At 67.6% G+C, this 14,647-nt stretch carries 14 protein-coding genes; 6 read left to right on the plus strand and 8 right to left on the minus strand.

Annotated features, from left to right (window positions below):
- Nucleotides 1–13: 13 nt before the first annotated feature.
- The 4 genes from Ga0102493_RS10435 to Ga0102493_RS10450 all read right to left on the minus strand — a co-directional run bounded on the left by Ga0102493_RS10435 (nt 14) and on the right by Ga0102493_RS10450 (nt 4,470).
- A complete protein-coding gene (locus Ga0102493_RS10435; RefSeq protein WP_034900688.1) occupies nt 14–1,360 on the minus strand; it encodes a PQQ-binding-like beta-propeller repeat protein in 1,347 nt (448 codons plus the stop codon).
- Nucleotides 1,361–1,470: 110 nt separating this feature from the next.
- Nucleotides 1,471–2,274, minus strand: a complete 804-nt coding sequence (locus Ga0102493_RS10440; protein ID WP_069297511.1) for a tetratricopeptide repeat protein — start codon at nt 2,272–2,274, stop codon at nt 1,471–1,473.
- 181 nt (nt 2,275–2,455) lie between these two features.
- Nucleotides 2,456–3,595: a glycosyltransferase gene (locus Ga0102493_RS10445; protein WP_034900687.1), complete on the minus strand. Its 1,140-nt coding sequence runs from the start codon at nt 3,593–3,595 to the stop codon at nt 2,456–2,458.
- Nucleotides 3,592–4,470, minus strand: coding sequence for an alpha/beta fold hydrolase (locus Ga0102493_RS10450; protein ID WP_034901680.1), 879 nt, complete (start codon nt 4,468–4,470; stop codon nt 3,592–3,594). The genes Ga0102493_RS10445 and Ga0102493_RS10450 overlap by 4 nt, the downstream gene beginning before the upstream one ends.
- A gap of 108 nt (nt 4,471–4,578) precedes the next feature.
- Between Ga0102493_RS10450 and Ga0102493_RS10455 the strand changes: the two genes are divergently transcribed.
- Together Ga0102493_RS10455 and astD are read left to right on the plus strand one after the other, a co-directional pair.
- Nucleotides 4,579–6,021, plus strand: coding sequence for a protein adenylyltransferase SelO (locus Ga0102493_RS10455; protein WP_034900686.1), 1,443 nt, complete (start codon nt 4,579–4,581; stop codon nt 6,019–6,021).
- 75 nt (nt 6,022–6,096) lie between these two features.
- Nucleotides 6,097–7,512: a succinylglutamate-semialdehyde dehydrogenase gene (gene astD, locus Ga0102493_RS10460; RefSeq protein WP_034900685.1), complete on the plus strand. Its 1,416-nt coding sequence runs from the start codon at nt 6,097–6,099 to the stop codon at nt 7,510–7,512.
- A gap of 4 nt (nt 7,513–7,516) precedes the next feature.
- On the opposite strand, the gene Ga0102493_RS10465 is transcribed toward astD, so the two are convergent.
- Nucleotides 7,517–8,284, minus strand: a complete 768-nt coding sequence (locus Ga0102493_RS10465; RefSeq protein WP_034900683.1) for a hypothetical protein — start codon at nt 8,282–8,284, stop codon at nt 7,517–7,519.
- Between the two features lie 335 nt (nt 8,285–8,619).
- Between Ga0102493_RS10465 and rarD the strand changes: the two genes are divergently transcribed.
- A complete protein-coding gene (gene rarD, locus Ga0102493_RS10470) occupies nt 8,620–9,549 on the plus strand; it encodes an EamA family transporter RarD (protein WP_034900681.1) in 930 nt (309 codons plus the stop codon).
- 9 nt (nt 9,550–9,558) lie between these two features.
- Here rarD and pyrC read toward each other — a convergent pair whose 3' ends face one another.
- Nucleotides 9,559–10,596: a dihydroorotase gene (gene pyrC / locus Ga0102493_RS10475; protein ID WP_034900680.1), complete on the minus strand. Its 1,038-nt coding sequence runs from the start codon at nt 10,594–10,596 to the stop codon at nt 9,559–9,561.
- Between the two features lie 68 nt (nt 10,597–10,664).
- On the opposite strand from pyrC, the gene Ga0102493_RS10480 reads away from it, so the two are divergent.
- Nucleotides 10,665–11,579, plus strand: coding sequence for an ATP-grasp domain-containing protein (locus Ga0102493_RS10480; RefSeq protein ID WP_034900679.1), 915 nt, complete (start codon nt 10,665–10,667; stop codon nt 11,577–11,579).
- Nucleotides 11,580–11,590: 11 nt separating this feature from the next.
- Nucleotides 11,591–12,346, plus strand: a complete 756-nt coding sequence (ygfZ, locus tag Ga0102493_RS10485) for a CAF17-like 4Fe-4S cluster assembly/insertion protein YgfZ (RefSeq protein ID WP_034900678.1) — start codon at nt 11,591–11,593, stop codon at nt 12,344–12,346.
- Here ygfZ and Ga0102493_RS10490 read toward each other — a convergent pair.
- Entirely contained in the window at nt 12,343–12,939 is a 597-nt protein-coding gene (locus Ga0102493_RS10490; protein ID WP_034900676.1) for a TetR/AcrR family transcriptional regulator, read from the minus strand. The two genes, ygfZ and Ga0102493_RS10490, sit on opposite strands and share 4 nt — an antisense overlap.
- Nucleotides 12,940–12,992: 53 nt before the next feature.
- Between Ga0102493_RS10490 and Ga0102493_RS10495 the strand changes: the two genes are divergently transcribed.
- Nucleotides 12,993–13,901: a metal-dependent hydrolase gene (locus tag Ga0102493_RS10495; protein ID WP_034900674.1), complete on the plus strand. Its 909-nt coding sequence runs from the start codon at nt 12,993–12,995 to the stop codon at nt 13,899–13,901.
- A 26-nt stretch (nt 13,902–13,927) separates the two neighbouring features.
- Here the strand turns inward: Ga0102493_RS10495 and Ga0102493_RS10500 are convergent, their stop codons facing one another.
- Nucleotides 13,928–14,482: a GNAT family N-acetyltransferase gene (locus Ga0102493_RS10500; RefSeq protein WP_034900672.1), complete on the minus strand. Its 555-nt coding sequence runs from the start codon at nt 14,480–14,482 to the stop codon at nt 13,928–13,930.
- Between the last annotated feature and the right edge of the window lie 165 nt (nt 14,483–14,647).

Below are 14,647 nucleotides of genomic sequence, written 5' to 3' on the forward strand. Positions count from 1 at the left end.
CTTGCAAACAGGCCTATTTCCAGGCGTGGATCGTCCCGCTGTCGTCGAGCACGTAGAGGAACCCGTCGGCCACGATCGGCGGTAGGCTCACGGGCTGGTCGATGTCCGCGAACATCGCGGCCGAACCCTCGCCGACCGAAATCTTCCAGATTTCCCCGCGCGAGCTTGCCACCCACAGATTGTTGCCGGCAGGCACCGGGCCGGTCCAGAAGATCGGGCCCTTCTTGTCCTTCTCGTCGCGGAATTGCCGGAGCTGCGTGATCCAGCGCACCCGCCCGCTCGACCGGGCGATGGCGAGCAGGCGCGCATCGTCGGTGAGGGTGAAGATCCACTCGCCCGCGATCGCCGGGGTGGAAATGCCCGCAAGCGTCAGTTCCCAGATGCGCTGCCCGGTGACGAGTTCATAGGCCGCCATGCGCCCGCCCTGGCCCAGCGCGTAGACGCGCCCCGAATCGATGATCGGATCGGCGTCGATATCGGTGAGCGAGGACACCTGCGTCGAGATGTTGGTGCGCGCCAGCGCGTCGGCCCACAGCGGCCGCCCGTTCTCGTAACGATAGGCCGACAGTTCGCCGGACGAATATCCCGCGATGACCGTGCCCTGACCCGCTGCCGGAGCGGCGACGCCGAACACGCCCGATTGCGTCGCCGAACCGGATTCGTCCCACAGCAATTCACCGTTGGTCGCATCGAGGGCGAGGATCTGGTTGTCCTGCGTCATCACGTAGACCTGCCCGAAGGCGATGGTCGGCGATCCGCGCAGCGGCCCGGCCGGCTTGACCTTCCAAAGGAGCTTGCCGGTCTCCGCGTCCTTGGCCTTGACCTCGCCGATGCCGTTGGTGGCGTAGAGGATGCCGTTATCGTAGCTCACCCCGCCGCCAAAGGCCGAATTGCGCAGGTTTTCGGCCATCTCCTCCTCTTCGCGGGTCCAGGCGGTCGCGCCGGTCGCATGATCGAAGGCATGGATCACGCCGTCGGTATCCTCGACATAGAGAAGCCCGCCGCCCACCACGGGCGCGGCGGCGAGCCGGCGGCGTTCGTTCGCGCCCGCGATCCGGGCACTCCACCGCTTGGTCGGGTTGTTCGCAATCGCGAGATGGCCGTAGCTCTTGCTTGCCGATCCGCCGACCTGCGGCCAGCTGTCATTGCTGCGCGCGGGCGGCAGAACGACACTGACCCCGGCGAGGTCGGGATCGACATTCGTCCCGCGTTCGATGCGCGAAAGGATCGGCGTGCGTTCGCCGATCGTGGGGGTGGTCTTCTTGTCGCCGCCGCCGAACAGGCCGCCGCTGCAGCCCACCAGGGCCGCTGCCAGCGTCCCGGCGACGAGCGCGCCTTTCCATGCCGTCTTGGTTATCATTGTCCGTCCGTTCATTCCCTGGGCAAGAGGGCCTGTCGCCCTGTCGCCGTTCCTGCCGGTCGTGTCGCGGTCGATCCCCCTGCCGCGCAGCTTCCGGCGATTCGTTCAACTCATCGCGGCGCGCCCGCTGCCTCTTCGCCCTCCTGCGGGAGCACGCCCTCTTCGCGCAGCAGCGCCTCGACATCCTCGATCGCATCGACCCCGAGCACGCCCGCAAGCTGCTGGGCGCGGCGAGTGAGCGTTTCGGGGAGCGTATCGTCCTTGGCGATGGCCGCGAAGATCGCGCCCGCTTCGTCGCGATTGCCCATTTCGAGATGCGCGATCGCGGTCAGTTCCGCAGCGCTGCCGTAAAAAGTGCTGCCGGGCTGGGCGAGCGGTTCGAGCTTCGCGATCGCATCGGCGGGTTCGCGCTCGTCGAAATTGCTCGCCACTTCGCGCAGGCGCGCGAGATCGCGCAGGGCAGCCGGGATTTCCTCGTCGGCGGCGATCATCGCGTAGAGATCAACCGCGCGCGCGGTTTCGCCCTGTTCGAGCGCCGCGCCGGCCTGCAGGAACAGCGCCGCCGCGCGCGCGCCCGGCATGCCCTGTGCGATCAGCGGCTGGACCTGCTCGCTCGCGCTTTCGTAATCGCCCGCCTCGACCGCGTCGAGCGCGGTGATGAGCGTTTCGGACTGCGCCTCGAGCTTGGATTCCTCAAGGTTCTGCCAATAGAGCCAGCCGCCGAAAGCGGCGAGGAAGAGGACGATGACCCCCGCCAGCGTGGGGCCGTATCTCTTCATGAAGGCGGCCGCATCGTCCTGCCGCACCGCTTCGTCGATCTCGCGGATCAGGACCTCGTCCTCGGCCGAGGGGGCAGGCCCGCCGGGATCGCCCGAAGTCTTCGATTTGTCGGTCCTGTTCGGAATTAGCGCCACGGCTTGCCTGTTCCTTGTCATCTCGCGCCGACCCTGCCGCGATGGGCAGGCGGCACCGACACTTGTTTCGCGTAATGGCGGCTCTTTAGGCAGGTGCGCCGCCTTCCGCAATGCCGGGGCCGCAGGGGACCCCAAACGCCTGAACCCGCGCGGTTGAACCGGCGATTAAGCCGGATCTGCGCTAGAGTTCGCGCCCCAGCGCCTCGCCATAGAGTTCGCGGTAGCGCGCCACCATCGCCGCCTCGTCATATTGCGCGCGCGCGCGGGCCCGGTTGGCCGCCCCGATCTCAGCGCAAAGATCCGGCTCTGCGGCAAGATCGCGCAGCATCTGGGCGAGCGCCTGCCAGTCATCGGCCACGCAGATGAAAGGCCGGTTGGCTTCGGCCACCATGGCGCAGATATCGCCCACGTCGGGCGCCGCGACGGGAAGCCCGGCGGCCATCGCCTCGACCACCGAGAGGGGGAATTGCTCCGACCGGCTCGACAGGGCGAAGATGTCGAACAGGCTGATGATCTTCGCCGGATCGGGATGCGGGCCCGGCAGGTGGACGCGGTGGCTCATGTCGAGTTCGTCCGCGACCGCGCGGATGCGGTCGCGCTCCGGACCCTCGCCGATGATGACGAGATGCCATTGTTCGCCCAGCGCGGACATGGCGCGGACGAGTTGGCCGAGCTGCTTGACCGGGCGCAGGCCGGCAAGCGTGCCGACCCAGCGCTCGCCTTCGCGCTTGACGACGCGGAACGGGCCCGGTTCGGGCGGCTTGGCGAAGCGGGCGGTATCGATCCCGTTGGGAATGCGGGCGAGGCGGGCAGGCGGCATCTTCCACACCTCGCGCGCGATCCGCTCCAGCCGCTCGCTCGGCACCACCAGCCGGTGGGTGCGGCCAAGCGCGACCCGGCGATACCAGTTGCGCCGCGTTTTCAGTTCGTCGACCTCGTCCTCGTTGAAGCCGTCTTCGTGGTGGATCAGCGGCGGCAGGCCGAAATGCGCGGCGAAGACGGTGTGCGCCATGACCGCGTCCATCGCCCCCCAATTGTAGGTGAGAACGAGGTCGTAGCCCTTCATCGCCTCGGCGATGGCGACCAGCCGCCCGGGCGAGGGAAAGCCCCTGAGCGCCGGGAAATCCTGCGGGAAACGGACCTTCACATCGCGCCCCAGATGCGCCCTCGCCCCGGTTTCGCCCGGATCGCCCGACACCACCGCATGGTCGAGCGCACCGCCCAGAGCGTTCATCAGTTTGACGCTGCGCAATTCCTTGCCCCCCGCCGCGAAGGTCGAGTGGCAATGGAGGACGCGCGCGGGGCCGGGCTGCCTGCTCACTCTATCTCGGCCAGAAGCGCATCGATCGCGGCGCGCGCCTCGGGCTCGTCGAGCGTCGGGGCATGGCCGACCCGCGGGACGGTGACGGTTTCCATCTGCGGATTGCTCTCTTTCATCCGCGCGATCGTCGCGGGCGAGATGAGGTCCGACAATTCGCCGATCACCAGCAGCACCGGCATGCGCCCGAGCGCTTCGAACGCGCCCCACAGATCCGCGGGCGCCGCATTGCCGGGCTTTGCGAAGGGTTCGGCGATCGCCATGTCGTAATCGTAGCTGATCCGCCCGTTCTGGCTCACCACCATGATCCGCTTTGCCATGTCGAGCCAGTCCTCGAGATCGTAGTCGGGAAAGGCCTCGCCATGCACCTCGCCCAGCGAGCGCGCGGCATGGATCCAGGTGGGATAGCTGCGTCCCTGCCCGACATAGCCCGAAATCCGCTCGAGCCCGGCCGCCTCGATCTCTGGCCCGATATCGTTGAGCACGACGCCCGCGATCCGCTGCGCTCCCGCCTGCGCATCCTTCTGCGCGAGCAGCATGGTCATCAGCCCGCCCATCGAGGTGCCGATCGACACGAACCGGTCGATCCCCTGCTCGCCCAGCAGCTTGTCGACATCGGCGACATAGGTGAGCGGGTTGTAGGTCTGCGAATCGGGCGCGTAATCGCTCATCCCCCGCCCGCGCATGTCGGGCACGATGACGCGCCTTTCCGCCGCGATGTGATCGGCAAGATCGGAAAAGTCGCGCGCATTGCGGGTCAGGCCGTGGAGGCACAATACCGGCGTCTTCGTGCCGCCATCGGGTCCCGGGTAATCGCGGTAATGCAGGGTCAACCCGTCCGGGCTGGTCCAGCTGCAATCGTCGTAAGATGCGGCCATGGGGGCGGATTGTCCTTCGATTCTCGTCGCGTCGCGCATGCGTGCTGTCGCGAATAGGCCGCCCAGCCGTGCTTGCAAGAGCCTGGCCGCATCGCCACTATCGCGCGGATGAACGACGACAGGCAACAGGCGGCTGCGCGCAGCGACCCGGCGATCCTCGAAATCGCCGACTGGATCGCCGATCCGGTCGCACCGGGGGACTTTCCGAAAGCCCAAATCCGGTTCCGCAACGACCGCGCGGCGCGCGAGGTCGGTCTTGCCGGCCTTTCGGACGAACGATGGGCGGCGCATTTCGGCCGCTTCGAACCGCTCGAGGGAAACCTCCCGCAGCCGCTCGCGCTCAGATATCACGGCCACCAGTTCCGCGTGTACAATCCCGAAATCGGCGACGGGCGCGGCTTTCTCTTCGCCCAGTTGCGCAGCCGCGATGGACGACTGCTCGATCTGGGGACAAAGGGTTCGGGGACCACGCCCTATTCGCGCGCCGGCGACGGGCGACTGACGCTGAAGGGCGCGGTGCGCGAAATACTCGCCACCGAAATGCTCGAAGCGCTGGGCGTCAACACCTCGCGCACTTTCTCGGTGATCGAGACGGGTGAGCAGCTCTGGCGCAATGACGAGCCTTCGCCAACCCGTTCGGCGGTGATGGTGCGCCTGTCCCATTCGCATATCCGCATCGGCAGCTTCCAGCGCCTGCTCGCGCATGAACAGGCGGACGAGATGGAGCAGCTGGTCGACTATTGCCTCAGGCACTTCCCCGGACCGCCGCCGCCCGAAGACGCGCCCGCGCGCGATGAACCCGCGATCAGGCTGATGCACCAGGTGACAGAGCGCATGGCCGACCTCGCCGCGAGCTACATGGTGGCCGGATTCGTCCACGGCGTGCTCAATACCGACAACATGAACGTCACCGGGGAAAGCTTCGACTATGGCCCGTGGCGCTGGCTGCCGAGCTGGGACCCCGGTTTCACCGCGGCCTATTTCGACCATGCCGGGCTTTACGCCTTCGGTCGCCAGCCCGAGGCGATCCACTGGAATTGCGGCCAGTTGGCGGTCGCGCTGCGCCTGCTTGCCGAAAGCGACCCGCTGGTCGCCGCGCTGAACCGGTTTCCCGATCTCTACATGGCCGCGGTCGCCCGGCGCTGGTGCTGGAGGCTGGGGGTCAGCAGCCGTGGGGCCGAAGCCGACGGCGCGCTCGTCGCGGCGTGCGAAAAGGCGATGCGCGAAAGCGGCGAGGGGCCCGATGCGTTCTTCTTCCGCATGCGCGGGGGCATTGCGCGCGGCGACCTGCCCGCCGACATTGCGTCCGACCTTGCCGATGCGCTGGCGGACTACGAACCGGCGGACAGCAGCCACGCCTACTGGTCGGACGAAGCGCCCCAGAGCATGCTGATCGAAGAGGTCGAGGCGATCTGGTCCGCGATCGACGAGCGCGACGACTGGCAGCCGCTCGAAGGCAAGGTCGCCGCCCTTCGCCGCATGGGCGAGGCGCACGGGCCGGCCCCTGTCCCGGCCGGGCACGCGCTTATGCACGAACCCGCTGACCCCTAGCTTTCCCGGCCTGCACGCAGTACGCCCGGACCCGATGCATGGGGGCAAGACCACTCGCAAAGAGGGCAGGATACAGTGAGCGAACCGGCGACACTCATCTCGACCGCGCCGGCGACGGGCGAGGAATTATGGCGCGGCGAACACGGCGATGTGGACGCCGCGGTTAGCCGCGCGCGGCGCGCATGGCCCGAATGGGCCGCGCGCCCGCTCGGCGACCGGATCGAGGCGGCGCGGCGCTTTGCCCATGCCGTGCGCGATCGTGCCGACGAATTCGCCGAACTGATCGCGCGCGAGGCGGGCAAGCCGCTGTGGGAAGCGCGCACCGAAATCGACGCGGTCATGGGCAAGGTCGACATCTCGGTCCAGGCCTATGCCGAGCGCACCGGCAAGAAGAAATTCGACAGCGGCATCCAGGGCACGGCCGCGCTGCGGCACAAGCCGCATGGCGTGATGGCGGTGCTGGGCCCCTACAATTTCCCCGCGCACCTGCCGAACGGCCACATCGTTCCCGCCCTGATCGCGGGTAATGCGGTCCTGTTCAAGCCGTCGGAAAAAACGCCCGCGGTGGGCGAGATGCTGGTGCGCTGCTTTCACGCGGCCGGCGTGCCCGAAACCGTCGTGCAACTGGTTGTCGGCGGGCCCGATGAAGGCAAGGCGCTGGTCGCCCATCCGGGAATCGACGGCGTGCTTTTCACCGGATCGGCGCAGGCCGGGATCGCGATCAATCGCAGGCTCGCCGCCAATCCGGCCAAGATCGTCGCGCTGGAGATGGGCGGCAACAACCCGATCGTGGTGATCGACACACCCAAGCTCGCCGATGCGGCGGCCCTGATCGTGCAGAGCGCCTTCACCACCGCCGGCCAGCGCTGCACGGCCGCGCGGCGGCTGGTGGTCAAGGACAGCGTCTATGACGATCTCATGGCCGAACTCGTGCCGCTCGCCAAACGGCTCGTCGTGGGCGATCCGATGGGCGATCCCCAGCCCTTCATGGGGCCGGTGATCGACAACGATGCCGCCTATCGGCTGGAGGAAAGCTTCGTCGAACTGATGACCGCGGGGGGCAGGCCGCTGGTCCACCTGAAGCGGCTCCATCCCGACCGGCCGTTCCTGTCGCCCGCGATCATCGACACGACCGACATTCCCGAGAGGCCCGACGTCGAATTGTTCGGCCCCGTCCTGCAGGTCATCCGCGTGCCCGATCTCGATGCGGGGATCGCGGAGGCGAACAACACCCGTTTCGGCCTGTCCGCATCGCTGATCGGCGGCGCCCCGGAGGATTACGGGCGATTCTGGGCCAATGTCAGGGCCGGCATCATCAACTGGAACCGCCCGACCAACGGCGCTTCGTCGAAAGCGCCCTTCGGCGGGATCGGCCTGTCGGGCAATCACCGCCCGGCGGCCTATTACGCCGCCGATTACTGCGCCTATCCGGTCGCCAGCACCGAGATGGACCAGCCGCGCGCGAATATCGGGATCGGGCTCAAACCCTAAGGCGTCAGGGCCGCCACCAGACGAGATCGACGGCGGTCATCCCGCCCGGCCCCTTGCGCACCGCAAGGACGAGCCGTTCGCGATCGCCTTGCCCGACCAGCAGGCGTTCGGGCGCGTCGCGCAGGCGCGGCGACAATCCCGCGCGACCTGCGCGAACGAAATGATAGTGCAGCACGTCCTCGCCCGCCGCAGGGGTGAGGTAGCGCACGATGCGCGCGGCGCACGGCGATGCGCGCCCCTCCGCACCTTCGCTGCCCGCCCTTTCGCCGCCCGCTGCCTGCTGCACCATCGCATGCGGCATCAGCCGCGCGGCGGCCGGCAGGTCGGCGGCAAAGGCAAAGCCTTCTTCCAGTCCCTCGGCGCAGCGTTCCGGCGCACCTGCCGCCGCGAGCATGTCCGCGGCGGTGCGCGCTTCTCCGAGCCCGGCCGGGCCTGCGCCCAATGCGCGTTCCGGTGCGGCATCCGGCGCGGCATCCGGAAGGTCCGGCACGCGGCCCCCTTCGAGCAATTCGAGCCGCGCCGCCTCGCGCGCAGCGAGCGCGGCCTCGTCGGTGCGCGCGAACGGCGGCAGGGCATGGGCTGCGGGGATGGTGACGGCGGCATTGGCCTCGTTGCGATAGGCAAGGTCGGGATCGGCCATCAGCGGATCGTTGAGCGCCCGTGCGAGCAGCGGATCGGCAGCGAAAGGATCGTCGCGCAGGCCATCGCCGCGCTCCTCGGCGCAGGCGCCAAGAGCGGCAGCTAGAAGAAGAAGGGCAGCGCGGCGGACCATTGCAGGCGCGCATCGCACGGCCCCGGTTAAGATCGTCCCAAGCCGCCGCCCGCGTGAAGGCGCCCCGTTCGAACACGCTAATGCAAAGACGCCCCCGTCTCCCAGGGGGAAACGAGAGCGCCTTCCGCGGTTGGTGGGAACCGCGCCCGGACCACTGGTGGGATGGCCCAAGAGGGAGGCGGCGCCTGCTTCGAGACGCCCGCAACCTCATTTCGTTCATCTGTAAGGCCACTTGGCTGAACGAAACTGCATCCGGCGCGACAGGCAAGGTTCAGTTTGGCGGCAAGCCTTGCGCCTTGCGTGCGCGCATCTTCCGGCCTACCTGCTGCCGCTCCATGACCGCACCCTCCTCCGATCCCGCCAGCAGCCAGCCCTCCGGCCTTCCCGCGGCGCTTGGCGCCTATACGATCTGGGGCTTCCTGCCGCTCTACCTGCTGCTGGTGCGGCATATCCCGCCCTTCGAATTCGTCGGCTGGCGGATCATCTGGACGCTGCCGCTGTGCCTTGCCATCGTCGCCGCGCGGCACCAGTTCCCGGCCCTGCGGCAGGCGGTCACCAACCCGCGCATCCTCCTCGCCCTCCTGGCAAGCGCGACCCTGATCGGGATCAACTGGTTCGTCTATATCTGGGCGATCACCGAGAACGAGGTCTATGCGGCGAGCCTGGGCTATTATCTCAACCCCCTGCTCAACGTCCTGCTCGGAACGCTGGTGCTGGGCGAACGATTGTCCCGCCTGCAATGGCTCGCGGTCGCTGTTGCCGCGATCGCGGTCGCCATCCTCGCTGCGGGCGCGCTTACCACCTTGTGGATCAGCGTGACGCTCGCCCTGAGCTTCTGCCTTTATGGCCTTGTCAGGAAACAGGTTCCGGTCACCTCGCTTCCCGGCCTCACGGTCGAGAGCGCGTTGCTGCTGCTGCCGGCTGCGGGGATCGCATGGTATTACGCGCAAACGCCGGCAGGCCCCTCCTTCGGGACCGATCTCGGCCAGAGCCTGCTCATCGCGTTTTCGGGCGTGGTGACGGCCGTGCCCCTGCTGCTTTTCGCGATCGCGGCCAAGCGGATGGATTATTCGACTCTCGGCTTCATCCAGTATCTCGCGCCGACCATCGTCTTTCTTCTGGGCCTTACCGTGTTCGGGCAGGAATTGCGGCCGGTCCAGCTGTTCAGCTTCCTGCTGATCTGGACCGCGGTCGCGATCTTCGTCGCGGACATCTGGACGAAGAGCCGCCGGACGAAAGCCGCACGCAGCGTCGCGGCCAGATAGGAAAGGGCGTCAGGCCGCGATCCGCCAACCGAGCGTCTGCCCGGCATGGAACGGGACGATCTGCGCACCTGCAAGAGCGAGTTCCTCCGGCACCTCGATGGCCGCGCGTTCGAGCGTGATCGTCTCCTCGTTCACCGGCAGCCTGTAAAAGGCGGGGCCGTGAAGCGAGGCGAAGCCTTCGAACCGGCCCAGCGCGTTTTCTTCCTCGAAGACCTTGAGATAGCTCTCGATCGCATGCGGAGCGCCGAAAATCCCCGCGCAGCCGCAGGCGCTCTCCTTGTCGTGGCGGAAATGCGGGGCGCTGTCGGTGCCGAGAAAGAATTTCGGACTGCCCGAAATCGCCGCCGCGCGCAGGGCCACGCGGTGCGCCTCGCGCTTGGCCACGGGCAGGCAGTAATTGTGCGGCTGGATGCCGCCCACCAGCATGGCGTTCCTGTTGATGTGGAGATGCTGAGGGGTGATCGTCGCGGCGACATTCGGACCGCACCCGGTGACGAAGGCGACCGCATCGGCGGTGGTGATATGTTCGAACACGACACGCAGGCGCGGGAAATTCGCGACGATATCCTTCAGATGCCGCTCGATGAATTCCGCCTCGCGGTCGAACACGTCGACATCGTGATCGGTCACCTCGCCGTGAATGCACAGCACGATATCCTCGGCCTCCATCCGTTCGAGCACCGGATAGATCCGTCTCACATCGGTGACGCCGGCGGCCGAATTGGTGGTGGCGTTGGCGGGATAGAGCTTCGCCGCCGTGAACACGCCCTCGGCTGCACCCCGCGCGAGATCGTCGGCGTCGGTCGTGTCGGTGAGATAGCAGGTCATCAGCGGGGTGAAGGTCACGCCCTGCGGCACGGCGGCGAGGATGCGCTCCCTGTAGGCGGCGGCCATTGCGGTCGTGGTGATCGGCGGGGTGAGGTTCGGCATGACGATCGCCCGGGCGAATTGGCGCGCGGTATAGGGCACGACGGCTCGCATCACGTCGCCGTCGCGGAAATGGAGGTGCCAGTCGTCGGGCCGGCGGATCGTGAGGCTGTCGGTCATGACGAGCGCTCTACGCCCGTGCGCGGGGTCTTTCCAGAGGCTTGAAGCGGTCCTAGAGCGCCCGTTGCATGACGACGTCCACGCCCTTGATCGGTTTCCTCGCCTGCGAGACCACCCTGCCCGGCGCTGGCGACCGTCGCCGCGGCGATGCCTATGAGCACGACCTCACCCTCGCGGCGCTCGAACCCGCCTTCGCCGCCGAGGGGCTGGGCCTCAAGGTGCTGGACTGGGAAGCCCCGCTCGCCGACTTCGACCGGCTCGATGCGGTGCTGCTGGGGACCGCCTGGAACTACCAGGACAAGCCCAACGCCTTTCTTGCGAAGCTCGAGGCGCTGGAGCGCAGCGGTATCGCCGTCCACAATCCGCCCGCAATGGTGCGCTGGAACCTCACCAAGACCTATCTGCGCGAACTCGGGGCGGCGGGCGCGACGACGATCCCCACGCTCTGGCTGGACGATGTCACCGCCGAGGATGCGCGCGAGGCGTTCGGACATTTCGGCTGCGACAGGCTGGTCGTGAAACGGCAGATCGGCGCGGGCGCGCTGGGACAGGTCCTGCTGCGCGCGCACGAAATGCCCGGCCCCGACTGGCGCTTCGGCCACGCGGCCATGGTCCAGCCCTTCCTGCCCGCGATCGAACGCGAAGGCGAACTCGGCTTCGTCTTCATCGCGGGCGAGCTTTCCCATGCCCTGCGCAAGCGCGCGGCTAAGGGCGATTATCGCATCCAGTCGCTCTATGGCGGCGTCGAAAGCCGCCACGAGCCCGCCGACGACGAGATCGAGGCCGCCCGCGCCGTGCTTTCGGCCCTGCCCTTCGACACGCCGCTCTATGCCCGGATCGACATGCTGCGCGGGGGCGAAGGAGGGGACGATGGCCTGCTGCTGATGGAAGCGGAACTGATCGAACCCTATCTCTACCCCGAACAGGGCGAACGCGTGGGCGAACATCTCGCCCGCGCCATCGCCCGCCTGCACCTTGCCTAAGGGAGCCCCAGATGACTGCCACCCGTCTTGCCGACCGTGCCATCGTCCGCCTTTCCCCGCGCGACGGGACCGAAGATGTTCCCGCCTTTCTCCAGGGCCTCCTCACCAATGACGTACGCGCCGCACGGCTTGCCGAAGGCCCTGTCTATGCCGCACTGCTGACCGCGCAGGGCAAGGCGATGTTCGATTTCCTCGTCTGGGGCGACGGCGCCCCCGGCGAAGGCGACGTGCTGATGGATTGCGAGGCGGCGGTGGCCGACGAACTTGCCAAACGCCTCGGCCTTTACCGCCTGCGCCGCGCGATCGACATCGCGCGCGACGATGCGATCGCCGTCCATTGGAGCGTGGGCCCGCGCGAAGGCGCCGCCGCCGATCCGCGCCTTCCCGCGCTCGGTTATCGCTGGCTGGCCCCTGCTGTCGAGGGCGAGGCGGGCGCGGACGAGGCATGGCTAGCCCACCGTCTCGCCCACGGCGTGCCCGAAGGCCGTGACGAGCTTGGCGACATCCTCTGGCTCGAGACCAATGCGGTCGAACTGCACGGCGTCAGCTTCGAGAAGGGTTGCTATGTCGGGCAGGAGAACACCGCGCGGATGAACTGGCGGCAAAAGGTCAATCGGCGGCTGGTCGTCGTCGATCTGGCGGATTCGCAGGAAAAGCGGCGCAAGGCGGCCTATCCCGCGCTCGGCAAGGCGGTCGATCACCTTCGCGTCGACGATCTCGATCCGGCAGGCCTGCCCGACTGGCAGGCGGCGGGCGTTTCCACCTAGCCGCGCTGGTAGCGCGCCAGCGAAGCCTCGAGCTGTTCGGCCGCCCGGACCCGCGCAGCATCGCGCGGCAGGCCAAGCGACTTCGCCAGTGCCGCCCCGATCAGCGCATCGCCCATGGCGAGCAGGACCAGGCTCAGCGTTTCGCGATGGACCTGCATGGGATCACCGCCATGCCCCGCTTCCTCCGGCGCGATCTCGTCGACCAATTCGTGGATCGTGCCGATGATCGGGTCCAGTGCGTCCTCGTTTCCGGTCAGCAGCATCCAGCTTGCCAGCGCGCCCGCCCCTTCGCGATCGAAGGCATCGAAGGCCAGATCCACCACCTCGCGCGGATCGCCGAGGCCCGCCCGGCTGGCACGGACTGCCTCGATGATCGTTTCGCACACGGTCCGCGCCAGATGTTCGGCGAGCGCCTTCTGCAGGCCCGCAGCCGAACCAAAATGGTGCAGCAGATTGGCATGGGTCCGCCCGATCCGCCCCGCCACCGCCTTGAGAGTGACCGCCTGCGGCCCGGCCTCGATCAGCAGGGCACGCGCCGCCTGCAGTGCGGAACTGCGTGATTCTTCGGGCGTTAACCGTTTGCGACCGGTCATGTGTTTGGGGTATGTGTTGCCATGACCTGTGGGGATTAACGGGGTTTGCGCACATGAACAAGCACACGGCACTTGCACACGGCGACGCTTTCGATGCGCCCGGCCGCCTTGAGGGCGAAGCGGGCGGAACGCCGGAGGATCACGAACTCACCGTCCGCAACGAACGTTTCGACCGAAAGGCGCTCGTCCCGCGGCACTGGCATTCGGGCGATCCGGTCGCGACCGCGTGGTACAATTCGGTTTCGGCCAGCCTGCCTCGCGGAGAGGCTTTCTTCATCGACACGCTGCGCGAATTCAGGGACCAAGTGCCGCCGAAACTCGCCGCCGAGATCAAGGCATTCTGCGCGCAGGAGATCAACCACACCCGCGAACACGTGGCCTTCAACCGGCTCGTATCGGACCATGGCTACAACGTCGAATCGATCGACCAGGGCATCCAGGTCATGCTCGCCCTGACCGAGGGGCGGCCGATCGAATTCAACCTCGCCATCACCATCGCGCTGGAACATTTCGCCGCGATCATTTCGCGCCACCTTCTCACTCATCCCGAATATCTCGAGGGCGCCGACCCGGTCGCGGCCGAGATCTGGCGCTGGCACGCGACCGAGGAGGTCGAGCACAAGGGCCTGACCTACGACGTGTGGCTGCACGCGACGAAGGACTGGTCCGACTGGAAACGCTGGCGGGTGAAGACGCTGCTCGCGATCCTCATCACGCGCAAGTACTTCAAGAACCGCGTGCGCGACGCGCTCGGCCTGATGGAGCAGGATGGGATCCCGCGCTGGAAGGGCCGGCTCAAGCTCGCCTGGTTCCTGTGGGGACGCCCCGGCATGATGCGGCGCATGTTTGTCGAATGGGCGGCGATCCTGAAGCCCGGCTTTCACCCCTGGCAGCACGATGACCGCGCGCTCATCGCCAAGTGGCAGAGCCCCTATGCAGATGCGGTGATGCCGGCCGAATGATCTGCAAGGGCGGCGACCGCCGGCCGTCAGGCGGCGCGCTGCCGCTCGCTTTGCACCCCGTCCAGCAACAGCCGGTATTGTGCCGCCTCGACCTCGTGACCGCGCGCGCAGGAGAGGTGCTTCGCGACCTGCCCGGTCGGCTCGAAGCCGAGCTTGCGCAGGACGCGGCCCGAGGCGGGATTGTCGAGGAAATGCGCGGAATGGATCTCTCGGCGGCCCAAGACGCGCGCAATCTCCAGCACGGCGCGGCCCGCTTCCGTGGCGTAGCCCTGCCCCCAATAGGGCCGCGCGATCCAATAGCCGAGCTCGGCCGCGCCCTTCGCCGCGACATCGCTTCCTTCGACCGGCCCCAGCCCGGCGCAGCCGATCACGGCCGCGTCCGCGGCGCGAGTGGCAAGGAATGTCGGCTGGAACGGATCGAATGGCCGCGCGGCGAATTCGCGCGCGTCAGTCTCGTCATAGGGCCACGGCGCGGATGCTAGGTTTCGCACCACGCCTTCGTCCGCGATGCCGCCCAGAACGCCTTGCCAGTCCTCGGGCCAGATCGGCCGCAGGAGCAGTCTTTCGCTGCGATGAAACACGAGTTCTCCCTTCCTCGTCGCGCGCCGTCGCCTCTAGGCGGGGTGCGTGACAATTTGATGGCCGTGAAATTCCATGATTCCAACGGCTTTGCGGCAGAGGGAGAAGTGCGGGCGTGAAAACGAGGACGCCCGAACGACAAGGGGGAGACGGGTCGGCCCCATCTC

The sequence above is a fragment of the Erythrobacter litoralis genome, assembly GCF_001719165.1.
Taxonomy (GTDB): domain Bacteria; phylum Pseudomonadota; class Alphaproteobacteria; order Sphingomonadales; family Sphingomonadaceae; genus Erythrobacter; species Erythrobacter litoralis.